We start from the raw sequence: 22,694 nt of genomic DNA, 5'->3' as shown, positions 1-22,694 counted from the left end.
CTCCCGTTTGGCCGGCTCACCGTCCGACCCTCGCGCGGGAGGCCAACGTTCGCACAGCGCGGACTCCCTTGCTAGCGGCCAAAGTGGTGCCGTGAGTTATATCGATGTGACGCTGAGCAATCACCGCTCGGCGGCGTCCGCGGCGCGGCCTATGCGAGACTGCCGTTGTGGCGCAGGTGATCGAGGTGACGGACCCGTCGGACCCGCGGCTCGACGACTTCCGCGACCTGTCGACCGCCGACCGCAGGCCGGATCGGCCGGGCGGACGCGGTCTGGTGATCGCCGAGGGAGTCGTGGTCGTGCAACGGCTGCTCGCGTCCCGCTACCCCGTGCGCGGCCTGCTCGGCGTCCGCCGCCGGATCGAGGGGCTCGCAGCGGAGCTGGCCGGGCTCGACGTGCCCGCCTACGTGGCGTCGGCCGAGGTGATGGCCGAGACCGTCGGCTTCCACCTGAACCGCGGCGTGCTCGCCGCCGCCGACCGCGCCGCCCCGCCCGACCTCGCCGACCTGGTCGACCGCGCGCGCACCCTCGCCGTGCTGGAAGGCGTCGGCGACCACGAGAACCTGGGCGCGCTGTTCCGCAACGCCGCCGCCCTCGGCGTCGACGGCGTGCTGCTCGGCCCCGGGTGCGGCGACCCGCTCTACCGGCGCAGCGTCCGAGTGTCGATGGGGCACGTGCTCAGCGTCCCGTTCGCGGCTGTCGAGCCGTGGCCGGAAGGGCTGAAGTGGTTGCGGGACAGCGGGTTCCGGGTTCTGGCATTCACCCCGCGGCCCGGTTCGGTACCGCTGTCCGTGGCCGTTCGCCCCGGCGAACGGGTGGCGGTCATGGTCGGTTCGGAAGGCCCCGGCCTCACCGAGGAGGCGATCGCGGCGGCCGACGCCGCGGTGCGCATCCCGATGGCGGGCGGGGTCGACTCGCTCAACGTGGCCACCGCCGCGGCGGTGGCTTTCTACGCTCTCACCGAAGGGGGTGCCGATGGAGCTGCGCGCCAGGGATGAACGAGCCGTGCTTGTCGGACACGACGGCACGGGCGAACGCGAGGTCGACCCGCACACCCTCGCCCTCGGCGGCGACCTGTCCGCCGCCCTGCACGAATGGGCCAGGGTGGCGGGCGCCGTCCGCCGCACCGACGCCGACCTGGTTGGCGCGGGTGTCGTGGTGTCCCACCGGGGTCTCCAGCTCGCGGGCCGCGTCGCCACCGCCATGGGCACCCCGATCAGCTACGTCGACCCGCTGACGGGCGAGGTGTCCGTGGTCGAGCCGCCTGCCACCGCCACCGAGGCCCCGGCGGAGCCCACGCCGTGGGCGACCGGGCTGACGGTGGCGGCATTCACCCTGGTGCTGGTGCTGTTCGCGATCCTGACCCTGGCCGGCACGCTGTACGAGACCAGCCCGTTCCTGGCGATCGGGTCGAACATCGTGATCACCGGCGGCCTGCTCCCCTCGGTCTGGCTCGCCCGCCGCGTCGCCGTGTGGCGCTGGGTGGCGGCGGGCGTGGCTGGCGGCATCGCCTTGGGCTGGCTCGGCCTCCCCTTCATCCTCTTCGGCTGACGCTTGCCCGCTCAGACCAGCGAATCGCGCCAGGCGGTGTGGAGGGCGGCGAAGCGGCCCTGGCCTGCCACGAGGTCGACCGGTGAGCCGTCCTCGACGATCCGGCCGTCGGCCATCACCAGCACCCGGTCCGCGATCAGCACCGTGGACAGCCGGTGCGCGATGATCAGCGCGGTCCGGTCGGCCAGGACTGACTCCAGGGCGGTCTGCACCGCCCGCTCGGTCGGCACGTCCAGGCTGGAGGTGGCCTCGTCCAGCACCAGCACCGCCGGGTCGGCCAGGAAGGCCCGGGCGAACGCCACCACCTGCCGCTGGCCTGCGGACAGGCGGCCGCCGCGTTTGCGGACGTCGGTGTCGTAGCCCTCCGGCAGCGCCGTGATGAACTCGTGCCCGCCGACCGCGTGGGCCGCCGCCTCGATCTCGGCGCGGGTCGCGGTCGGGCGGCCGAGGGCGATGTTGTCCGCGACCGAGCCCGAGAACAGGAAGTTCTCCTGGGTGACCATGACCACTGACCGCCGCAGGTCGACGTCGGGCACCGCGCGCAGGTCGACGCCGTCGAGGCGGACTTCGCCCGCGGTCGGGTCGTAGAACCGGGCGACGAGCTTGGCCAGGGTCGACTTGCCCGCCCCGGTCGCGCCGACCAGTGCCACGGTCTGGCCTGCCGGGATGGTCAGGTCGAACTCCGGCAGCACCACTGGGCTGGTGTCGGCGTACCGGAAGCCGACCTGGTCGAACTCGATCGACCGGCCCGCGGTGCCCGTCCGCGCGGGCAGGGCGCGCGGCTGCGCCGGTTCGCGCACGTCGGGCCGCTCCTCCAGCAGGCCGGAGATCTTCTCCAGCGCCGCCGTCGCCGAGGAGTAGGAGTTGACGAACATGGAGATGTCTTCCAGTGGGTCGTACAGGCGGCGCAGGTAGAGGATGAACGCGGTGAGCACCCCCAGTTCGAGTCCGCCGTTCGCCACCCGCCACGCGTCGATGGCCAGGACCAGGGCCAGCGACAGGTTGCCGACCAGCCGGACCGTCATGGTGAACCGGGCGACGAGGTTGAGCGCGGTGCGGTTGGCGTCGCGGAAGCTGCCGTTCAGCTCGGCCAGGATCGTCTCGTTGCGGTCCTGGCGGCGGAACGCCTGGACCGCGCGCATGCCGTTCATCGTCTCCACGAACTGCACGATGATCTTGGCGATGGCGCCCCGAGTGCTGCGATAGGTCCGCCCGGAACTGCGGTAGAACCACCGCGTCACCAGCAGCAGCGGGAGGAACCCGGCCAGCACCAGCAGCGCCATCGGCGCGTCCAGCACCACCAGCAGCACCGCGATGCCCACCACGGACAGCAGCGCCGACAGCAGCCCGTCGAGGCCCATCTCCAGCAGTTCGTCCAGCGAGTCGACGTCGCTGGTGAGCCGGGAGATGACCTTGCCCGAGGTGTAGGACTCGTGGAACGACAGCGAGAGCCGCTGCGCGTGCGCGAAGATCCGCTGCCGCAGCCCGAGCAGCAGGTCCTGCCCGATCCGGCCGGAGAGCCGCAGGAAGAGGTACCGCAGCCCGGCGGACCCGGTGCTCGACACCAGGTAGCCCGCCACGCACCAGGCCAACACCGTGGTGTCGCCCGCGATCGCGTCGGGGATGCCGGTGTCGATCGCGGCCGCGATGATCAGCGGCCCGGCGAGGGCGGCCACGTTCTCCAGCACCACCAGCAGCAGCGCCAGCAGGGCCGCGCCCAGGTGTGGGCGCAGCAGTTCGCCGAGCAGCTTGCGCGAGCGGGCCTGCAGTTTCCCGCCCACTACGCGGTCGATGTCCTCGGTGTCCTCCGCCGCGACGCCGCGCCAGGACTCCTCCTCGGCCGCGTCTTGCCCGGTGCTCATGACGCCACGCTCGCTCGGTCGTCGTCCATTGTGGACAGTAGGGCTCGGTAGGCCGGGTTCGTTGCCAGCAGATGGGAATGCTCGCCCACCGCGGTGATCCGGCCGCCGTCGAGCAGGGCGACCCGGTCGGCGAGTTGCACGGTGCTCGGCCGGTGGGCCACCACCAGCGCGGTGACGCCGGCCAGCACGCTGCGCAGCGCGTGCTCGACCTCGGCCTCGGTGTGCACGTCGAGGGCGGACAGCGGGTCGTCGAGCACCAGCACCTGCGGTCTGCCCACCACCGCGCGGGCCAGCGCGAGCCGCTGGCGCTGGCCGCCGGACAGCGACAGGCCCTGCTCGCCGATGCGGGTGTCCAGGCCCCACGGCAGGTTGTCGACGAACTCCTCGGCCTGCGCGATCCGCAGCGCGGTGCGCACGTCGTCGTCGGTGACGTCGGGGGCGCCGAGGGCCACGTTCTCCCGCACGCTGGCGGAGAACAGCACCGGCTCCTCGAACGCCGTGGCCACCGCCGTGCGCAGTTCGATGAGCGCCACGTCGCGCACGTCGACGCCGTCGACGGTGACCCGCCCGGCGGTCACGTCGGCCAGCCGGGGGACCAGCATGGTCAGGGTGGTCTTGCCCGACCCGGTCGGGCCGACCAGTGCGATGGTCTCGCCGGGCCGCACGTCGAGGTCGACCCCGCGCAGCACCGCGTGCTCCGCGCCCGGGTGTCCGAAGTGGACGTTCTCGAAGCGCAGCCTGCCGACGCCGTCCGCAGGCAGGGCGCGCGGCTGGTCCGGGTCGGTGACGGTGATCTCCGCGTCGCGCACCTCCCAGTACCGCTCGGCCGCGGTGGCCGCCTGGTTTGTCTCGGCCAGCAGCCAGCCGATCGAGTCGGTGGGCCAGCGCAGATACGTGGCCACGGTGATGCCCGCGACCAGGGTGCCCACGGTCATGGTGCCGTCGACGATGCCGAGCGTGCCGAACAGGAGCTGGGCGGCGATACCCAGCTCGGGCAGCACGATGATGGTGGCCCACAGCGCGGCCAGCACCCGGATCTTGTGCAGCTCGGTGCCGCGCAGCTCGCGCGCCTCGCGGGCGAACTTCGCCGCCAGGTCCGGGCCGCGGCCGAACGCCTTGAGCACCCGGATGCCCAGCACCGACTCCTCGACCGTGGTCGCCAGGTCGCCCGCCTGGTCCTGCGCGCGCCGCGACAGCACCGAGTACTTCGACTCGTAGAGCGTGGAGATCAGGATCAGCGGGGCGGTGCAGACCAGCGTGATCAGCCCGAGGGTGGGGGACAGGATGAACAGCACCGTCAGGCCGAGCAGCAGCGTCAGGGTGTTGACCACCAGGAAGATCCCGGCGAACGCGATGAACCGGCGCAGCGTCGACAGGTCGGACACGGCGCGGGAGAGCAACTGGCCGGACTGCCAGCGGTCGTGGAAGGCGATCGGCAGGTGTTGCAGGTGGTGGTAGAGGTCGGCCCGCAGCTCGGCCTCGACCTGCGTGCTCGGCCGCGAGATCAGCCTGCGCCGGGTGTAGAACAGCACGGCCTCGACGGCGCCGAGGGCGGCGACGGCCAGAATGAGCCAGGGCAGCGGCCCGGTGTCGCGCGCGGCGACCGGGCCGTCGAGGATGCGTTGGATGACCAGCGGGATGGTGAGCCCGCAGATCATCGACCCGAGCACCGCCGTCCCGGAACCGATGATCCGGCCGCGGACCGGCCGCAGGTACGGGCCCAGCCGCCGCAGCGTCGCCAGACTCGTTCCCCGGGCCGGTCTTTCGGATTCCCCAGGTGGTGCCTCGTCCATGACTTCCCCAATCGCCCCGTCGACGGTAGCCGCCGATGGGCGTCGGGGCATCCGATTTTCGCTGGCGGCAGACTCCTACCTCTAGATAGGTGGAGGTCAACCGGGCGACGGAGTGTCCTGCATGGACGATCAAGTGCCCGCGGCGCCGGTCGCGCGCGCCCGCGTCCGGCGGCATCATGGACGCATGACTCGACCGGAGCCGGTGCGCTACCTGCGCACCGAGCCGAGCATGGCGTTTCCCGACGGCAGGCTCCTCGCGCTGCGCGACGGTCGGCTGCACGTGCTGGCCCCGGACGGCTGGACCCGGCTGGCCTACCCGCGCCCGCCCGCGGCGGTCTGGCTGACGCGGGAGGCCGCCGAGGACTGGTGCGAGCGCGAAGGCTGGGACCTGCACCTGCTCGACGACGTGCCCGCGGCGGACGCGATGTCGTGACGGGCGGGCGCCCGCCACGACATCAGCCCCGGTTGGACCTGGTCCCCAACAGGACGTCTTCCCACGACGGCACGATCGGCCGCCCCTTCTTGGCCTTGCCGCGCCGCGGAGGCTCGGCCGCCTTGCGAGCGGGCTCCTCGATCAGCGCGTCCTGGTGTTCCTCGTCGTCGGCCACCGGCGCGGGCTCGTCGTCGGGGAGTTCCACCTGGGCGGCGGGCTCCTCCTCGACCGGTGCCTCGACCGGTGCCTCGACCGTCTCGGGCACGGGCTCCGGCTCGGGGGTGAGCTCGGGGGTGAGCTCGAAGTCCTCCACGAACGCCTGTTCCGAGCGCGCCACCGGCTCCCGGTACACCGGCTCGGGCTCCGGCTCAACCGGAACCGGCGCCTGAACCGGAGCCTGCTGTACCGGAGCCTGCTGTACCGGCGCCTGCTGTGCCGGGATGTGCGGGGCGGGCGTCGGACGGACGAGCTCCGGGTCGAGGTTGAGCGCGGCCTGGGCCAGCTCGGTCACCGGCCGGACCGTGCGCAACGGCCGGTTCGGCTGGGGGTCGAGCAGGTCGTGGGCGTGGTCGTCGAGCGGGGTGACGGTGCCGCCGTGCGCGCCGGGGTGGAACGACCAGTGCGCCAGGTTCAGCGACCGGCCCGCGGTCCAACTGAGCTGCACCATCCACTTGCCGTCCTCGCCGCGCCAGGAGTCCCAGGCGGCCACGGCGTAGTCCTGGCCGCGCAGCCCGAAGGCGTGCGCGGCCAACTCGCCCAGCGTCTGGACGTCCGGCCCGTCCTCGCGGACCGGGTGGGCCCGTTGGGCTAAATCGGCGGTGCGGGAGCGCTCCAGCAGCACCGGGTAGGCGAACCGTTCGACCTTGTGCGCGGGGATGCCCGCGGCCTCGGCGACTTGCTCAACGGACTCGCCCGCACGGATGCGGGACTGGATCTCACGAGGACGCATCTGGCTCTCCAGCTCGATTTCGATCTGGCCGAGTCGGGTGACGTCGCCACGGGCGGCCGCACGCAGCCGTTCGTCCGCAGGCAGCGTGAAGCGCTCGCCACGCGCCGGGTCCTCGCAGATGACGGTCTTGCCGTCATCCGAGAGCCCGACGACCCGCAGCGCGCGCATCGCGAACCTCCGTACGAAAGTGAGCAGACTTCACTCGCCAGCGTCCCACGGTAGATCGGCGCGTCGACTTGACGGACTAGGCGCGCCGCGATCCCCGTGACATCCACTCGTGATCTTGCCGTATCCACCGCCCGGTGCGCACCTGGGTTGACGCACCGTTCACCCGTTCGCGGGCGTGTCACGGGGCCAGGCGCTCGACCACCCAGTCGACGGCGGCCGTCAGCGTGCTGACGTCGGTGGGCTCGATGGCCGGGAACATCGCCACGCGCAACTGGTTGCGCCCGAGCTTGCGGTACGGCTCGACGTCGACGATGCCGTTGGCCCGCAGCACCTTGGCCACGGCGGCGGCGTCCACCGAGTCGGCGAAGTCGATGGTGCCCACGACCTGCGAGCGGTGCGCGGGGTCGGCCACGAAGGGCGAGGTGTATTCGGTCTTCTCGGCCCAGGTGTAGAGCCGCTCGGACGAGTCCCTGGTGCGCGCGACCGCCCAGTCCAGGCCGCCCTTGCCCAGCATCCAGTCGATCTGCTCGGCCAGCAGGAACAGCGTGGCCACCGACGGGGTGTTGTAGGTCTGGTCCTTGACCGAGTTGTCCACCGCGGTCGGCAGCGACAGGAACTCCGGCACCCACCGGTCCGACGCGCCGATCTCGGCGACCCTGGCCAGCGCGGCCGGGCTCATCAGGGCCAGCCACAGCCCGCCGTCGGAGGCGAACGACTTCTGCGGGGCGAAGTAGTAGACGTCGAAGTCCGCGGCGCGCACCGGCAGCCCGCCCGCGCCCGAGGTGGCGTCGATGGCGACCAGCGCGCCGTCCGAACCCGCGGGCCGCACGACCGGCACGGACACGCCCGTGGAGGTCTCGTTGTGCGCCCAGGCGACCAGGTCGGCGCCCTCGGCGTAGGCGACCCGCGGCGCGCTGCCCGGGTCGGCCTTGACCACGATCGGGTCGGCCAGGAACGGCGCGCCCTTGGTCACGCCCGCGAACTTCGCGGAGAACTCGCCGAAGGTGAAGTGCTGCGAGCGTTCCCGCACCAGGCCGAACGCGGCGATGTCCCAGAACGCCGTCGCGCCGCCGTTGCCGAGCACGACCTCGTAGCCCTCAGGCAGCGCGAACAGCTCGCGCAGGCCCGAGCGCACCCGCCCGACCAGCGACTTCACCGGCTTCTGCCGGTGGGAGGTGCCCAGCAGCGCGGCGCCTTCCGCGGCCAGCGCGGCGATCTGCTCGGGGCGGACCTTCGACGGCCCGCAGCCGAAGCGGCCGTCGACGGGCTTGAGCCCGTCGGGCAGCACCAGCGTGCTCGGATCGGCGGTCTGCGTCATCTCGGCGCCTTTCGAAAAGGGGAGGACTGGGGACCCGGCGACGGTGGCGGGCGGCCGACCCCAGTCTCGCATTTAGTCCTGACGCGTTCGCCACCCCTGCGGGTCCACGCCGCCGGGGATGGCCTCGGCCGTGCCGTAGGGCTCCCGGGTGAACACGAAGGTGGCCAGGTCGAAGTGGCTGGGGTTGCCCTCGGTGTCCCGGCACAGTGTCAGCGTCTCGCCCGCGTAGTAGCCGTCCTGGCCGATCCACGTGTCGCGGGTCACCGGGAGGAACCGGGCCTGGCGGCCGCGGCCGTTGACCGGGGCGAGCAGCAACCAGCCCGCGGGCAGCAGGCGCAGCGTGTACGGGGTCGGGCCCCAGTGCCACAGCCCGGTCAGGCCGAGCAGCTCCGGGTCGGCCTCGGCCATCGGCTCCCACTCGGCGGGCAACTCGGGCTCGTGCTCCTCGACCAGGTTGATCAGGTCGGCCGACAGGGTGACGATGCCCACCCCGGACGTCGAGTTCGCCAGGGCCAGCGCGCCCGTGCCGGTGCGCGCGTCGATCAGCACGCTGGCCAGGAACCCCGGCATCGAGCCGCTGTGGCCGGACAGCCGCCTGCCGCCGATGCGCAGGGCCTCGAACCCGAGCCCGTAGCCGTTGGTCCACACGTCGTTGTCGTCGACGTGCGCGGGTACGCGCATCTCGGCGACGGTGTCCGGGTGCAGCACGTCGCCGGTGTCGCCACCGATGAACCGCACCCAGCGGGCCAGGTCGGTGACGGTGGACCAGAGTTGGCCGGCGGGCGCCATCGCGCCCGCGTCCGGCGTGGGCTCGTTGAGCAGGACGTCGGCGAACGGGTGCACCGCCCACCCCAGCGCGGCGGGCGCCCGCGGGTGCGGGGTTGTGCGCGCCATGTCGAGCGGTTCGAGAACCTCCGCCCGCAGCGCGTCGAGCCAGCTCACGCCGCGCAGCCGGGCGACCAACTCGCCGAGCACGCCGTAGCCGACGTTGGTGTAGTGGAACCGCGCGCCGGACCGGTGCCGCAGCGCGTCCTGCGCCAGGCTCGACGCCAGCGTCTCCCAGTCGGCCCCCTCGGACCGCTCCCACCACGCGCCGGGCGACTCCGAGGTCAGGCCCGCCGTGTGCGCGAGAAGCTGCGCGATGGTCACGTTACCGAACGACGTGCCGGGCACGTGCTTGTCCAGCGGGTCGTTGAGGTCGAGCTTGCCCTCGTCGCGCAACCGCAGGACGAGCACCGCGACGAAGGTCTTGGTGATCGACCCGATCCGGTACTGGGTGTCGGCGGTGGGGCCAGCCCCGTCCACCTTGCCCCGCGCACCGGTCCAGACAAGGTCCCCACCCCGCACGACGGCCGCGACCAGCGACGGCGCACGACTCTCCGCCTGCTCCGTCGCGACCCGGCGGAGCAACGCGAACTCAGTGGTCTGCAACATGAAGGGCATTGTCGGTCATAGGCCCACCCGATAAGTCGGAGGCCACCTCCCGAAACGGGAAGTGGCCCCCGGCGAAATCCGACGGACTCAGTTGTGGGCGATGGCGTCCCAGCCCTCGACCTCTTCCGGCTTGCGCGGGCCCGGCCCGATGTACCGCGCCGCGGGGCGGATGAGTTTGCCGGTGCGCTTCTGTTCCATGATGTGCGCGCACCAGCCCGCCGTCCGGGCGCAGGTGAACATGGCGGGCATCATGTGCGGCGGCACCTCGGCGAAGTCCAGGATCACCGCGGCCCAGAATTCCACGTTGGTCTCGATCGCGCGGTCCGGGCGGCGCTCGCGCAGTTCGGTCAGCGCGGCCTGCTCCAACGCGACCGCCACCTCGTAGCGCTCGGCGCCGAGTTGCTGGCAGGTGCGGCGCAGCACGCGGGCGCGGGGGTCCTCGGCCCGGTACACCCGGTGCCCGAAGCCCATCAGCCGCTCCTTGCGGTCGAGGATGCCCGCGACCACCTTCCGGGCGTCGCCGATCTTCTCGACCTCGGCGATCATCGGCAGGACCCGGGCGGGCGCGCCGCCGTGCAGGGGGCCGGACATGGCGCCGATGGCACCGGACAGGGCCGCCGCGACGTCCGCGCCGGTCGAGGCGATGACGCGGGCGGTGAAGGTGGAGGCGTTGAGACCGTGTTCGGCGCCGGAGACCCAGTAGGCGTCGACGGCCTTGACGTGGGCCGGGTTCGGTTCGCCGCGCCAGCGGGTCATGAACCGCTCGGTGATGGTGTCGCACTCGTCGATGCGTTTCTGGGCCACAGCGGGCTGATGGATGCCGCGCGCGGACTGCGCCACGTAGGACAGCGCCATGACCGACGCGCGGGCGAGCTGCTCGCGGGCCTCGTCGTCGGAGATGTCGAGCAGGGGGCGGTAGGCCCAGATCGGCGCCAGCATGGCGAGCGCGGCCTGCACGTCGACGCGGACGTCGCCGGAGTGGACCGGGAGCGGGAAGGGCTCGGCGGGCGGCAGGCCCGGACCGAAGCGGCCGTCGACGAGCAGCGCCCACACGTTGCCGAAGGTGACCCGGCCGACGAGGTTCTCGATGTTCACCCCGCGATAGCGCAGCGCGCCGCCGTCGCGATCGGGTTCGGCGATCTCGGTGCGGAAGGCCACCACGCCTTCGAGGCCGGGTCGGAAGCCGTCATCCGGTTCGGCCGCCGCCGCTGAGGTCTGCTCGATGTCCTGCACCGCGTTGTGCATTGCCTCGCCTTTCACGCCATGTCCCCCGACGGGTTTCGCGCAGCGGGGCAGTTCGGCACCAAGGCAGGTCGCCTGCACCGAGCACCACCGCACGGCTGGCCCGAACCTTGCTCCTTGTCCGCGCGGTTAGCAATCGTTCACGCTCGTGTCGTCGGTCACGATCCAGGGAAACGATTCAGATTGTCGATTCCCGACAGCGCCCCGCACCCTGTGTCGATCATGTACCGGACCGGGTGGCCGCTGTCACCGTCCGGGCGGTTTCCGTTCACCTGGATTCCCCGTAGCGTCCAGGCTGTGCGGCGATCCCCACAGGTGGCGGAGGAGATGCGACATGGCTGACAGCGACATCGCTCTGGAACTTCCGACCATGCGGGTCGCCTACGAGGACGGTGCGCTCGCCGAGGGCGAACTCGCGGACACCTGGCACGCCCAGTTGCAGCACTGGCTCGACGACGCCAAGCAGGCCGCGCTCGCCGAGCCCAACGCGATGGTGCTCGCCACCGCCGACGCGGACGGCGCCCCGTCCTCGCGCACCGTGCTCGCCAAGGGCCTCGACGCGCGCGGCGTGGTGTTCTTCACCAACTACACCTCCGCCAAGAGCCACGACCTGATGGCCACCCGCCGCGCGTCGGCGACCTTCCCCTGGTACGGCATCCACCGGCAGGCCACGGTCCGCGGCACGGTGGAGAAGGTGAGCCACTCCGAGACGGCCGAGTACTGGGCCAAGCGCCCGCGCGGCTCGCAGCTCGGCGCGTGGGCGTCGCCGCAGTCCATCGTGGTCAGCGGCCGCGGCACGCTGGACTCCGCGCTGGCCAACGTGGAGCGGCGGTTCGCCGGCGCGGAGACCGTGCCGGTGCCGCCGCACTGGGGCGGCTGGCGCATCGTGCCCGAGGTGGTCGAGTTCTGGCAGGGCCGCCGCGACCGGATGCACGACCGGCTGCGCTTCAAGCTCACCCGCGACGGGTGGAAGGTCGAGCGGCTCGGTCCTTAATTACGGCAGGCCAAGTCGTTAGTTGCCCTAAGCTAACGACTTGTGAGTATCGAGTCCCCGCGGCGCAAGCGCCGGGTTCGTGCCGTCCTCGGCAAAGTCGTGATCGACACCCGGCCGCTGCGGATCCCGGCCTACCGCAGGCTCTGGCTGTCCACCCTGATCACCGCCGTCGGCAGCCAACTCACCGCGGTCGCGGTCCCGAAGCAGGTCTACGACCTCACCGGGTCCTCGGGCTGGGTCGGCCTCACCGGCGCGGTGGGCTTGGTGCCGCTGTTGGTCTTCGGCCTCTGGGGCGGCGCGATCGCCGACGCCGTCGACCGGCGCAAGGTTCTGCTGGTGAGCAACGTCGGTGTCGCGGTCAGCTCGGGTCTGCTGTGGCTGCAGGCGTTCGTCGGGCTGGACTCGGTGTGGACGGTGCTCGCGCTGCTGGGCGTGCAGCAGGCGTTCGTCGCGGTCAACCTGCCCACGCGCAGTGCCGCCGTGGCCCGGCTGGTGCCCGCTGAACTGATCGCGCCCGCGAACGCGCTGGGCTTCACCACGGCCACCTTCGGCCTGGTGTTCGGCCCGCTGGCGGCGGGCGCGCTCATCCCGGTTCTCGGACTGTCCACTTTGTACCTGATCGACACGGTGGCGCTGTTCTTCGCGCTGTGGCTGGTTTTCCTGCTGCCCGCCATCCCGCCCGGCGCGGGCTCGTCGCGCCGGGCGGGCCTGCGCGACATCACCGACGGCTTCCGGTATCTCAGCGGGCGCAAGGTGTTGCTGGTGTCGTTCCTCGTCGACATCATCGCGATGGTCGCGGGCATGCCGCGCGCGCTGTTCCCGGAGATGGCCGAGCGCACCTTCGGCGATCCGCCCGGCGGTGGCCTCGCGCTCGGCTGGCTCTATGCCGCCATCCCGATCGGCTCGGCGGTCTGCGGGCTGCTGTCCGGGTGGTTCGCCCGGATACCGAGGCAGGGCGCGGTCATCACGGTCGCGGTGGTGGCGTGGGGCGCCGCGATGATCGGGTTCGGCCTGGCCGACGCGCTTTGGCTGGCCGTGCTGTTCCTCGCCATCGGCGGCGCCGCGGACCTCGTCAGTGCCATCCACCGCGGCGCGATGCTGCAAACCGAGGCCACCGACGAGATGCGCGGCCGGATGCAGGGCGTGTTCATCGTGGTCGTCGCCGGCGGACCGCGGGTCGCCGACATCCTGCACGGCTGGGGTGGCGCCGCGGTCGGCACGGCCATGGCCGCCACCGCGGGCGGCGTCCTGGTGATTGTGCTGACCGTGGCGGCGGTCGTCGCGCTGCCCGCGTTCTGGCGTCACCGGTTCATCCCGAACTGACCTGCTGGGGAAAATCTTCACCGGTTGTGTTGGTGGTGTGTGACTTGTGGCACCCTCCATGCATGGCTGACGAGACGCGGGCGTCCGCGACCACAGTGGAATCCGGTGACCAGGGGCAACAGCCCGAACTCAAGCGGGTGATCGGGCCGGGACTGCTGCTGCTGTTCGTCGTCGGCGACATCATCGGCACCGGCGTGTACGCGCTCACCGGCACGGTCGCCGGGAAGATCGGCGGCGCGCTGTGGCTGCCGTTCCTGATCGCGTTCGCGGTGGCGTTCCTGACCGCGTTCAGCTATCTCGAACTCGTCGGCAAGTACCCGCGCGCGGCGGGCGCCGCGCTGTACGCGAACCGGGCGTTCAAGATCCAGTTCTTGACGTTCATGGTGGCGTTCGCGGTGATGTCGTCGGGCATCACCTCCGCCGCGTCGGCCGCGCAGGCGTTCGGCAACACCTACCTGCGCAAGCTCCTCGGCGACTCGCTGGTCGTGCCGACCGTGTGGATCGCGATCGGCTTCGTCATCCTGCTGGCGGCCATCAACTTCCGCGGCGTCGCGGAGTCGATGTGGGCCAACGTGGTGCTGACGTTCATCGAGCTGTCCGGCCTGCTGATCATCATCGTGATCGGCTTCTACGCGATCGCCAACGGCCAGGGCGACCCCGACCGGCTCACCCAGATCGACACCGTCGGACAGACCCCGCTGATCGCGATCAGCTCGGCGACCGCGCTCGCCTTCTTCGCCATGGTCGGCTTCGAGGACTCGGTCAACATGGCCGAGGAGTGCCGCGAGCCGGTGCGGATCTTCCCGAAGGCCATGCTGCTCGGCATGGGCATCGCCGCGGTGATCTACGTGCTCGTCGCGGTCACGTCCTCGCTTCTGTTGCCCGCCAACGAGTTGGCCGCCGCCAAGAGCGACGCCCTGCTGCGCGTGGTGTCCACGGGCGCGCCGGGCTTCCCGCTCTGGCTGTTCGCGCTGATCGGACTGCTCGCGGTCATCAACTCCGCGCTGATCAACATGCTGATGGCCAGCAGGCTGGTGTACGGCATGGCCAACGAGCGCATCATCCCGCGGGTGTTCGGCACCGTGCACCCGTTCCGCCGCTCGCCGTGGGTGTCGATCCTGTTCACCAGCCTGATCGCGGTCGCGCTCGTGGCCACGGTCGACATCAGCCTGCTCGGCGGCACCACGTCGCTGTTGCTGCTGCTGGTGTTCACCGTCGTCAACATCGCGGTTCTGGTGCTGCGCAAGGACACCGTCGAGCACAAGCACTTCCGCGCGCCCACGGTGCTGCCGGTGGTCGGCGCGATCGCCTGCGCCTACCTGGCCAGCCCGCTGTCCGGCCGGCCCGCGCGGGAGTACGGCATCGCGGCCATCCTGCTCGGCGTCGGCGTGCTCCTCTGGATCGTCAACCGGCTGGTCGTCGGCAAGGTCACCGTCGACCCGGAGAAGCTCACCAAGTAGCCCAGTAGGTCAGCCGGACAGCCTGCGCAGTTCGGTGGCGTCGTGGGCGGAGAACACCGTGACCTCCGCCCCGTGCGCGCGGACCAGGTCCCGCACCCGGGCCTGGTTCGCGAGCCGCGCGGGGCCGTCGACCTGCATGCGGGCCTGGAAGAACCGCAGCAACGGCGGGCACGACGGCGAGTCCGGCACCATCTCGTCGCGGTTGAAGTACGTGTCGCCCGCGTGCAGCAGCCAGCCGTCGTCGGAGCGCACGGCGACGCCGACGTGGCCGCGGGTGTGCCCGGCGAGGGGGACCAGCAGGAAGTCCTCGGACAGGCCGGTCAGCCCGCGCACGGCCTCCAGGCCGAACCACGGCTCGCCCGCGGACGGCTCGTAGATCTCCCATTTCGGCCCGTGCGCCCAGTGCGCGGACCGGTAGCGCTCGCGCTCCACCGCCGTCGCGCGGGCGGTCGCCGCGCGGTGTTCCGGGCCGTAGACGTGCACGGTGGCGTCCGGGAAGTCGGCCAGGCCGCCCGCGTGGTCGAGGTCGAGGTGGGTCAGCACGATGTGCCGTACGTCCGCGGGCGCGAAGCCCAGTTCGGCCACCCGCCGCACCGCGGCCTGCGCCGGGTCGGGCACGGGCCGCACCAGCCGGACGAACGCGGGCGGCAGCACACCGGGCAGCGCGCTGAGGTCGGACAGCCCGAAACCGGTGTCCACCAGCACAAGGCCGTCGTTGCTCTCCACGAGCAGCACGTGGCAGACCAGGTGCGCGAACCGGAACAGGCCGGGCTCGCCGTCGAGCAGTCGTCCGCCGAGAGGGCGCAGGCTGCCGCAGTCGAGGTGGTGTACCCGCATGGTGGTGTCCTTTCTGGAGCTTCAGGCAGAACTATACAGACCGGTCAACAAAAGAGCAGCCTCGTACGCTCTGCCCACATGGACGCACCCACCGGCGAACAGCTCTCGATCCGCAACCGCGACGCGCACGCCGTCGTCACCACGATCGGCGCGACATTACGCGCCTACGAGGTCGACGGCGTGGCCTACCTGGAGACCTTCGGCGCGGACGAGGCCGCGCCGATGGGCTCCGGCGCGGTACTCGTGCCGTGGCCGAACCGGGTCGCGGGCGCCGTCTGGACCCACGCGGGCGAGCGGCACCGCCTGGAGGTCACCGAGCCCGCGCGCGGCAACGCGAGCCACGGCCTGGTGCGCCGCGAGCCGTGGACGGTGACCGCGCACGACGCGGACTCGGTGTCGCTGGCGGTCGTCGTCGAGGGCCGTGAAGGCTGGCCGTTCTCCTTCCGCGCCACCATCACCTACGCCCTCGGCGACCGGGGCCTCACCGTCACCCACGGCCTGCACAACCTCGGCGACCACCCCATGCCCTTCGGCGTCGGCACCCACCCCTACCCGCGCCCCGGCCACGCCGACCCCGACGACTGCGTGCTGCGCCTCGCGGCCACCACCCACCTGCCGCTCGACCCCGAGTCGATGGTGCCCACCGGCGGCCCGGTCCCGATCACGGGCCACGACTTCGCCGCGGGTACCCCGTTGCGGGACGTCGACCTGGACGACGCCTTCGGCGGCTGCGTGCCCGGCCCGGACGGCCTGGTCCGGCACTCGCTGCGCGGCCCGCGCGGCGGCGTCGAGCTGTGGGCCGACCCGGTGTTCGGCTGGGTGCAGGTGTTCACACCGCACGCGTTCCCCGGCCGGGCCGGGCGGGCCGTCGCCATCGAGCCGATGACCTGCCCGCCGGACGCCCTGAACTCCGGGATCGACCTGCTGGAGTTGGCCCCCGCCTGCACGTGGACCGCGGCCTGGGGCCTTACGCCGCTGGCCTGACGGCCACTGTTTGCGCAGGTCACACGTCCGGGTGAACCCGGTCGGCCGCGTCCGTGTCTCGACCGATCGAACCGTGTGGCTCCCCTTGGGTGTGGATCACCGAACCGCCGGAATCCGACAAGGGGTACTGAATGACGCGTCCTGGGCCTGCGGCTCGACTCTTCGACGTCCACGCCGTCGCGTTCGACTGCGACGGAACCCTGGTGGACAGCGAGCGCTGCCTGAGCGAGGCACAGTCCACCCTGTTCGCCCGACGCGGCGTGGTCTTCGACTCCGGGCACGAGTCGCTGCTGTACGCGCTGTCGTTCCCCGACAAGTGCGCGCTGATGGCGGGTCTGCTCGGCGAACCGGGAAACGCGCCCGCGCTCAACCGTGAGTTGCTGGCCCTGGCGGTCGAGGCCGTCGCGGCGGGCGGGCGGCCCATGCCGGGGGCCCGCGAGTTCGTGGCGCTGGTCAGCGCCACCGTGCCCGTCGCGGTGGTCAGCAACGCGCCCCGGCCGCTGCTCGACGCGTCGCTGCGGCGGGCGGGGCTGGCGGACCTGTTCCCGATCGTGATCGCCGCGGACGACGTGCCCAACCCGAAGCCCGCCCCCGACCCGTACCTGATCGCGTGCGCCCGGTTCGGCACCCGGCCCGAACACACCCTGGCCGTCGAGGACTCGCCCGTCGGCCTGCGTTCCGCGTTGGCGGCGGGGCTGGTCACCCTCGCGGTGCCCAGGTTCCCGGAGCTGCCGACGCCCGCTGACGTCGTGGCGGAGTCGCTGGCGGATTCGTCGTTGACCGAGTGGGTGCGGTCCTGGTCCACCCCGAAATCCGCCGCCGACCTGGCCCGGACCGCTCCGTAGCCGGTTCGGGCGCGCACGCGCGGCGACGAAGCATGCCCTAGGGTCGGCGTCGTGACTATCGCGGTGACCGGTGGATATGTGGTACCGATCGAGGGCGAGCCCCTGGTCGGCGGGACGGTGCTGATCGACGGCGGCAAGATCGTCGCGGTCGGCGCCGAGGCGGACGTGGAGATCCCGGACGACGCCGAGATCGTCGACGCGTCCGGCTCGTGGGTGCTGCCCGGCTTCGTCGAGGCGCACGGCCACCTCGGCGTGCACGAGGAGGGCGAGGGCTGGGCGGGTCAGGACACCAACGAGATGACCGACCCCAACACCGCCCGGGTCCGCGCCATCGACGCCATCAACCCCGACGACGAGGGCTTCCGCGACGCGCTGTCCGGCGGTGTCACCACGATCGTGGTCAAGCCCGGCTCCGGCAACGTGATCGGCGGCCAGACGGTGGCCGTGAAGGCGTGGGGCCGCACCGTGGACGACATGGTCCTGCGCGACCCGGTGAGCATGAAGAGCGCGCTCGGTGAGAACCCGAAACGCGTCTACGGTGACAAGAAGACCATGCCCTCCACCCGCCTCGGCGTCGCCGCGGTGATCCGCGACGCGCTGACCAAGGCGCAGGACTACAAGGCACGCAAGGCCCACGCCGAACTGGAGAACAAGCCGTTCGAGCGCGACCTCACCAGCGAGGCGCTGGTCAAGGTGCTCGACGGCGAGCTGCCGTGGTGCCAGCACGCGCACCGTGCCGACGACATCGCCACCGCGCTGCGCCTTGCCGACGAGTTCGGCTACAAGCTGGTGATCAACCACGGCACCGAGGCGCACCTGCTGGCCGACACGATCGCCGAGCGCGGCGTGCCGGTGGTCATCGGCCCGCTGTTCACCACCAGGGTCAAGGTCGAGGTGCGCGGCCGGTCCCTGCGCAACCCGGGCATCCTGGCCCGCGCTGGCGTCCCGATCGCGATCACCACCGACCACCCCGTCGTGCCGATCAACTTCCTTGTGCACCAGGTCACCCTGGCGGTCAAGGACGGCCTGGACGAGGAGACCGGGCTGCGGTCCATCACCGTGAACCCGGCCAGGATGCTCGGCCTGGACGACCGCGTTGGCGCGCTCAAGCCCGGCCTCGACGCCGACCTGGTGATCTGGTCCGGCGACCCGCTCGACGTGATGAGCCGCGCGATGCGGGTCTTCGTCGACGGCCGCGAGGTCTACCACTTCGACGAGACCACCGGCGAGGGCGTCACCGCGGACCCGTTCTACCGCGAGTCCTAAGCGGACGAGTCCACCACCTGGTCGACCGTGCGGTCTGGGTTCTGCCCGCAGCCGTAGAGCACGGCGGCCACGATGTAGGGCTCCTGCGCCCGCACCGGCTGGTTGCGGGCGCGGTAGACGCGTTCGAGGATGGCGCGCTGCTCGGGTTCGCCGAGTGCCCAGAACGTCCGGCACGGCGTGCTGCCGCCGAGGGGCGGCGGCTCGGTGAGCGCGAGGTAGCCCGCCCGCCCGCCGATCACCAGCCCGAGGGCCGCGACCATCGCGGCCACGCCGAGCCAGACCCGTCTCCTGGGCGGCTCGGCCGCGGGCGGCCGTTCGACCAGCGCCCGCGGCGGGGCGGGCACCGTCGCCTCGACCAGCTCCGCCACCGCGTCGCGAAACCGCGGATCGACCAGGAACTGCTGGTTGAGCAGGTCGACCAGGCCCCGTCTGCGGGCCGGTGAGAGCGGGTCGGCCTCGAACACGTCGAACACGCCCGCCATTCGGATCCGGCGCAGGCGTCCGATGATCGCGTCGAACAGCGTGTCCGCGGCGCGGGCGTGCGGGCCGTCGATCGTCCGGGTGATCAGCTTGGCCAGGATGTCGGCCACGTGCTCGGCAAGAGTCGGATAACTCATGTGCTCACCCACGCTTCGCGAAACAGACACTTTCCCCATGTCGGGTGCATCGTTCGCGAGTGGATCAATGTGAGCAGATCCACACTCGCGATTTTGCGACATGATCACCCGGTGCGGAGCTGCCGGGCGATCACCATGCGCTGGATCTGGTTGGTGCCCTCGAAGATCTGCGGCACCTTGGCCTCGCGCATGTACCGCTCCACCGGGAAATCGCGGGTGTAGCCCGCGCCGCCGAGCACCTGCACCGCGTCCGTGGTGACCTTCATTGCCGCGTCGGTGGCCACCAGCTTCGCGATCGACGCCTGGCGCACGAACGGCAGTCCGCGGTCGCGCCTGCGCGCCGCCTCCAGGTAGGTCGCCCTGGCCGACTCGACCGCGGCGGCCATGTCGGCCAGCAGGAACTCGATGCCCTGGAAGTCGATGATCGCCTTGCCGAACTGCGTGCGCTGCTTGGCGTAGGCCACCGATTCGTCCAGCGCGGCCTGCGCGAGGCCGACCGCGCACGCGGCGATGCCGAGCCTGCCGGAGTTCAGCGCGCTGAGCGCGATCTTGAAGCCCTGGCCCTCGACGCCGAGGAGCCGGTCGGCATCCACGCGGGCACCCTCGAAGATCATCTGGGCTGTCGTGGACCCGTTGAGCCCCATCTTCCGCTCCGGCGCCGCCGCCGACAGTCCGTGCGTCGCCGCGTCGACCAGCAGGCAGCTGATGCCCTTGCTGCCGGTGTCGGCGGTCCGCACCATCGTGGTGTAGAAGTCGGCCTCGCCCGCGTGCGTGATCCACGCCTTGGTGCCGTCGACCAGATAGGTGTCGCCGTCGCGCACCGCTCGGGTGGACAGCGCCGCCGCGTCCGACCCGGAGTGGCTCTCGGACAAGGCGTACGCGCCGAGCAGGTCGCCCGCGAGCATGTCGGGCAGGAAGCGCCCGCGCTGCTCGTCGGTGCCGTTTTCGGCCAGCGCGTAACAGGACATGGTGTGCACCGACAGCCCGACGCCCACCGACATCCATGCCGTCGCGATCTCCTCCAGCACCTGCAGGTAGACCTCGTAGGACAGGGCTGAGCCGCCCCACTGTTCCGCGTAGGGCAGGCCGAGCAGGCCGCTGCGACCCAGCAGCCGGAACTGCTCGCGGGGGAAGCGCGCCTGCTCCTCGTGGGCCGAGGCCAGCGGGGCGAGCTCGTCGCGGGCGATCTCCCTGGCGAGTTTGAGCAGGTCTTCCGCGTCGGTGTTCGGCAGGAGCCGCTCGGCAGGCATTCGATCCTCCGTGATACGGATGTCGGTACTGTGGGACGCTCCAGAGTACTGTCCCGGTCGGGTGGATGTCGATACGCTGGGGGTATGACCCGGCGTGCGCCCACCGCTCGGCAGTCGGCCCTGTTGGAGGAACTGCTGGCCCTCTTCCTCCGCGACGGTTTCGCCGAGTCCACCCTCGACGACTTCGCCGCGCGGCTGCACTGTTCGAAGTCGACGCTGTACGCGCTCGCGCCGAGCAAGGAGCAGTTGGCCCTCAAGGTCGTCGGCCACTTCTTCCGCGCCGCCACCGAACGCATCGAGAAACGCGTCGCCACCGCCCGCGACGCCCGCGACCAGATCGCCCGCTACCTCGCCGGCGCGGCCTCGGAACTCGGCGTCGCCTCGGCGCGGTTCGTCGCCGACGTCGCCGCGTTCCCGCCGACCGCCGCCGTCTACCAGCGCAACGCCCAAGCCGCCGCCGCCCGCATCCAGACCTTCATCCAGCAGGGAGTCGTCGACGGCCTCTTCCGCGACGTCCACGCCCGATTGGTGGGCGAGATGGCCGGGTGGCTGATCGAGGGCATCCAGACGGGGGTGCTCGGCGACCGCGCGGACGTGTCGGACGCGGAGGCGTTCGCCGTCCTCGCCGACCTACTCCTCGGCGGCCTCGCCCCTCGCCCGCGCTCTGCCTGAGGAGGTCGCGGATGTCCTCGGGGCCGGGAAGCCGCCTGATGCCCGCGTGGACGGCGGCCTGGTAGGCGGCTGTGGTGAGCTGAGGTTGGATCGGCCCGCGCCATCGGACTCGCCGCCCCGAATGTGGAAGGCGTCGGTTCCTGAGCTGCGCGTTCCTGGTCCACGGACTTCATGGTCGCCTATTCGGCGCACTGGGCCAAGGGCGAAGCGCACTTCTGCACCGCTCTCGCGGTAGTCGAACGGTGCTGTCCCGTTCGGGCCGATGCCCGCGACCCGGACGCGCTCGACCTGAATCGTGTGCTCCTGCGGGCGAGGAGAGCAGGTCAGGTGACGGTCCCTCAGATTTTGCCGACTGTCTGGTGTGGACAGTGTGGATGGGCGACGCGGGTCGGCGGGATCTGGTTGGTGGGCGTCGATCGCGGCCGGGCAGTGCCTGCGCAGGCAGGCGTCGCATCGGGGCCAGGTCGACCACGGCCACGTCAGGTTGGTGGCGTCGACGCACGGTGTACCGCACACCGCTGCACGCGATCCTGTTCGAGCCCGCGCTCCACTTGCCCATCGGCGGCCCGGCGGTGATGCGCGGCCAACTCGATCATCTCGTCGCCCGCGCCCAGGCACCCAACATCACCGTGCAACTTCTGCCGTCGTCGCTCGGCGCGTTCCCGGGCATCGGCACGGCCTACCACCTGATCCACTTCGATGAGGAGGGGCCCGGAGCGGCCTACGTCGAGGGCCTCCAGGATGGCACCTACATCGAGGATCCAAACGAACTGGAGGCGTATAGCCTCAACTTCGAGCACCTGCGCGAACAGGCGCTCACACCGGAGGAAACGGCTCGGCGGATCACCGAGATCAAGAGGGCCTGGACGTAGAGGAGTCGGCCGTGTCCACGCCAAGAACGACGTTCACCAGGTGGCGCAAAAGCCACCGCAGCAACGGAAACCAGGCCTGTGTCGAGGTCGCGAACACCCCGAACACCATCGGAGTGCGGGACTCCAAGAACCCCGCCACCAACCTGGAGTTCATGCCCGGCGGCTGGAACGCCCTGCGGAGGTTCTGCCCAAGGTGCTCCCGGCCGGGAGCACCTTACGGGTCTGGTACGTCCCGAAAGGCAAGCCGATCGCATTCAACGACTTCAGCGGGAGGTGATCACCGGTCATACCTGATCTTGTGGTCACGGCCAGGGGCGATCGAGGCGATTCCCCCTACATCGTCGCCATCAAGCCGACTCAGGTCGAGATGCTGGTAGAGCTGGCGCTACGCGAGCCGGACGCAACCGGCGCGGCGACAGGACTGCACACCAAGATCAACTTTTACGTCTGGGATCGACCTGTCGGCATGGGCTTGGGCGCACCGCCGCGTCGGTGGTTGCAGGTGGGCTTCTTCGGCAGGTTCGGCGGAGTCTTCTTCTCCGACGAGACCACTTCCGAAGGCGACGACTGGGCTTGGCTCGCGCTACGCCCCGCACCTTTTCCCGACTCGCCGTTCGTCTACTTCGACCAAGAGGGCCAGGTTCGTTTTCCGCCCAGGGCGGTCATGCCAGTCAGCGAGCTGCGCGATGTCGTCATCGAGTGGGCCACCACGGGTGTGCGTCCGACTTGCGTTCCCTGGCTGACCGTGAACGCCCCGGTTTGGCAGCTTGACGGTGCGGGCGATCCGGCGACGGACGAACCGAATTGACTCAGATCAGCGGGTT

At 71.3% G+C, this 22,694-nt stretch carries 22 protein-coding genes; 13 read left to right on the top strand and 9 right to left on the bottom strand.

Features of this window, described 5'->3' with window-relative positions; all coding sequences use genetic code 11:
• The first annotated feature begins 167 nt into the window (after positions 1-167).
• Positions 168-998 carry a TrmH family RNA methyltransferase gene (locus tag ACT4N7_RS00300; protein ID WP_444826474.1) on the top strand — a complete coding sequence of 277 codons (831 nt, stop codon included), beginning with the start codon at positions 168-170 and terminating at the stop codon, positions 996-998.
• The gene (locus ACT4N7_RS00295) at positions 976-1,551 is read left to right on the top strand and encodes a DUF2537 domain-containing protein (RefSeq protein WP_444826473.1); all 576 of its coding nucleotides are present in this window, start codon (positions 976-978) and stop codon (positions 1,549-1,551) included. Before ACT4N7_RS00300 ends, ACT4N7_RS00295 begins: the two co-directional genes overlap by 23 nt.
• 11 nt (positions 1,552-1,562) lie before the next feature.
• Here the strand turns inward: ACT4N7_RS00295 and ACT4N7_RS00290 are convergent, their stop codons facing one another.
• Positions 1,563-3,413, bottom strand: a complete 1,851-nt coding sequence (locus ACT4N7_RS00290; RefSeq protein WP_444826472.1) for an ABC transporter ATP-binding protein — start codon at positions 3,411-3,413, stop codon at positions 1,563-1,565.
• Positions 3,410-5,206 carry an ABC transporter ATP-binding protein gene (locus ACT4N7_RS00285; RefSeq protein ID WP_444826471.1) on the bottom strand — a complete coding sequence of 599 codons (1,797 nt, stop codon included), beginning with the start codon at positions 5,204-5,206 and terminating at the stop codon, positions 3,410-3,412. Before ACT4N7_RS00285 ends, ACT4N7_RS00290 begins: the two co-directional genes overlap by 4 nt.
• A 184-nt stretch (positions 5,207-5,390) precedes the next feature.
• Between ACT4N7_RS00285 and ACT4N7_RS00280 the strand changes: the two genes are divergently transcribed.
• Positions 5,391-5,639 carry a hypothetical protein gene (locus ACT4N7_RS00280; protein ID WP_444826470.1) on the top strand — a complete coding sequence of 83 codons (249 nt, stop codon included), beginning with the start codon at positions 5,391-5,393 and terminating at the stop codon, positions 5,637-5,639.
• Positions 5,640-5,661: 22 nt separating this feature from the next.
• Here ACT4N7_RS00280 and sepH read toward each other — a convergent pair whose 3' ends face one another.
• The 4 genes from sepH to ACT4N7_RS00260 all read right to left on the bottom strand — a co-directional run bounded on the left by sepH (position 5,662) and on the right by ACT4N7_RS00260 (position 10,753).
• Positions 5,662-6,756, bottom strand: a complete 1,095-nt coding sequence (sepH, locus tag ACT4N7_RS00275) for a septation protein SepH (protein WP_444826469.1) — start codon at positions 6,754-6,756, stop codon at positions 5,662-5,664.
• Positions 6,757-6,934: 178 nt separating this feature from the next.
• Entirely contained in the window at positions 6,935-8,074 is a 1,140-nt protein-coding gene (gene serC, locus ACT4N7_RS00270) for a phosphoserine transaminase (protein ID WP_444826468.1), read from the bottom strand.
• 72 nt (positions 8,075-8,146) lie between these two features.
• On the bottom strand, positions 8,147-9,508 hold the full coding sequence (locus tag ACT4N7_RS00265) for a serine hydrolase domain-containing protein (RefSeq protein ID WP_444826467.1): 1,362 nt from the start codon (positions 9,506-9,508) through the stop codon (positions 8,147-8,149).
• 87 nt (positions 9,509-9,595) lie between these two features.
• Positions 9,596-10,753 (bottom strand): citrate synthase 2, encoded by a 1,158-nt coding sequence (locus ACT4N7_RS00260; RefSeq protein WP_444826665.1) that lies wholly within the window; start codon positions 10,751-10,753, stop codon positions 9,596-9,598.
• Positions 10,754-11,084: 331 nt separating this feature from the next.
• Here ACT4N7_RS00260 and pdxH point away from each other — a divergent pair, with 331 nt between their 5' ends.
• From pdxH to ACT4N7_RS00245, 3 genes are all read left to right on the top strand, one after another.
• On the top strand, positions 11,085-11,744 hold the full coding sequence (gene pdxH, locus ACT4N7_RS00255; RefSeq protein WP_444826466.1) for a pyridoxamine 5'-phosphate oxidase: 660 nt from the start codon (positions 11,085-11,087) through the stop codon (positions 11,742-11,744).
• Positions 11,745-11,786: 42 nt separating this feature from the next.
• Positions 11,787-13,067 carry an MFS transporter gene (locus ACT4N7_RS00250; RefSeq protein WP_444826465.1) on the top strand — a complete coding sequence of 427 codons (1,281 nt, stop codon included), beginning with the start codon at positions 11,787-11,789 and terminating at the stop codon, positions 13,065-13,067.
• Between the two features lie 62 nt (positions 13,068-13,129).
• Positions 13,130-14,527, top strand: coding sequence for an APC family permease (locus tag ACT4N7_RS00245; RefSeq protein ID WP_444826464.1), 1,398 nt, complete (start codon positions 13,130-13,132; stop codon positions 14,525-14,527).
• Between the two features lie 9 nt (positions 14,528-14,536).
• Here ACT4N7_RS00245 and ACT4N7_RS00240 read toward each other — a convergent pair whose 3' ends face one another.
• Positions 14,537-15,364 carry an MBL fold metallo-hydrolase gene (locus ACT4N7_RS00240; protein WP_444826463.1) on the bottom strand — a complete coding sequence of 276 codons (828 nt, stop codon included), beginning with the start codon at positions 15,362-15,364 and terminating at the stop codon, positions 14,537-14,539.
• 78 nt (positions 15,365-15,442) lie between these two features.
• Here ACT4N7_RS00240 and ACT4N7_RS00235 point away from each other — a divergent pair, with 78 nt between their 5' ends.
• The 3 genes from ACT4N7_RS00235 to ACT4N7_RS00225 all read left to right on the top strand — a co-directional run bounded on the left by ACT4N7_RS00235 (position 15,443) and on the right by ACT4N7_RS00225 (position 18,459).
• Positions 15,443-16,348 (top strand): aldose 1-epimerase family protein, encoded by a 906-nt coding sequence (locus ACT4N7_RS00235; protein WP_444826462.1) that lies wholly within the window; start codon positions 15,443-15,445, stop codon positions 16,346-16,348.
• A 131-nt stretch (positions 16,349-16,479) separates the two neighbouring features.
• Positions 16,480-17,193: an HAD family hydrolase gene (locus tag ACT4N7_RS00230; RefSeq protein WP_444826461.1), complete on the top strand. Its 714-nt coding sequence runs from the start codon at positions 16,480-16,482 to the stop codon at positions 17,191-17,193.
• A gap of 51 nt (positions 17,194-17,244) precedes the next feature.
• Positions 17,245-18,459, top strand: coding sequence for an amidohydrolase (locus tag ACT4N7_RS00225; protein WP_444826460.1), 1,215 nt, complete (start codon positions 17,245-17,247; stop codon positions 18,457-18,459).
• Here ACT4N7_RS00225 and ACT4N7_RS00220 read toward each other — a convergent pair.
• Both ACT4N7_RS00220 and ACT4N7_RS00215 read right to left on the bottom strand, forming a co-directional pair.
• Positions 18,456-19,076, bottom strand: coding sequence for a hypothetical protein (locus ACT4N7_RS00220; RefSeq protein WP_444826459.1), 621 nt, complete (start codon positions 19,074-19,076; stop codon positions 18,456-18,458). The genes ACT4N7_RS00225 and ACT4N7_RS00220 overlap by 4 nt on opposite strands.
• Positions 19,077-19,180: 104 nt before the next feature.
• Positions 19,181-20,326: an acyl-CoA dehydrogenase family protein gene (locus ACT4N7_RS00215; RefSeq protein WP_444826458.1), complete on the bottom strand. Its 1,146-nt coding sequence runs from the start codon at positions 20,324-20,326 to the stop codon at positions 19,181-19,183.
• Between the two features lie 84 nt (positions 20,327-20,410).
• Here ACT4N7_RS00215 and ACT4N7_RS00210 point away from each other — a divergent pair, with 84 nt between their 5' ends.
• From ACT4N7_RS00210 to ACT4N7_RS00195, 4 genes are all read left to right on the top strand, one after another.
• Entirely contained in the window at positions 20,411-20,998 is a 588-nt protein-coding gene (locus ACT4N7_RS00210) for a TetR/AcrR family transcriptional regulator (protein WP_444826457.1), read from the top strand.
• 503 nt (positions 20,999-21,501) lie between these two features.
• Positions 21,502-21,870, top strand: a complete 369-nt coding sequence (locus ACT4N7_RS00205; RefSeq protein ID WP_444826456.1) for a DUF5753 domain-containing protein — start codon at positions 21,502-21,504, stop codon at positions 21,868-21,870.
• An 11-nt stretch (positions 21,871-21,881) separates the two neighbouring features.
• Positions 21,882-22,247, top strand: coding sequence for a DUF397 domain-containing protein (locus ACT4N7_RS00200; RefSeq protein ID WP_444826455.1), 366 nt, complete (start codon positions 21,882-21,884; stop codon positions 22,245-22,247).
• Positions 22,169-22,678 (top strand): Imm1 family immunity protein, encoded by a 510-nt coding sequence (locus tag ACT4N7_RS00195; protein ID WP_444826454.1) that lies wholly within the window; start codon positions 22,169-22,171, stop codon positions 22,676-22,678. Before ACT4N7_RS00200 ends, ACT4N7_RS00195 begins: the two co-directional genes overlap by 79 nt.
• Positions 22,679-22,694 lie beyond the last annotated feature (16 nt).

Source organism: Actinokineospora sp. (assembly GCF_052390155.1).
GTDB lineage: Bacteria > Actinomycetota > Actinomycetes > Mycobacteriales > Pseudonocardiaceae > Actinokineospora.
Note: the sequence above shows the minus strand (reverse complement) of the source record. Positions and strands in the feature narration are given on the sequence as shown.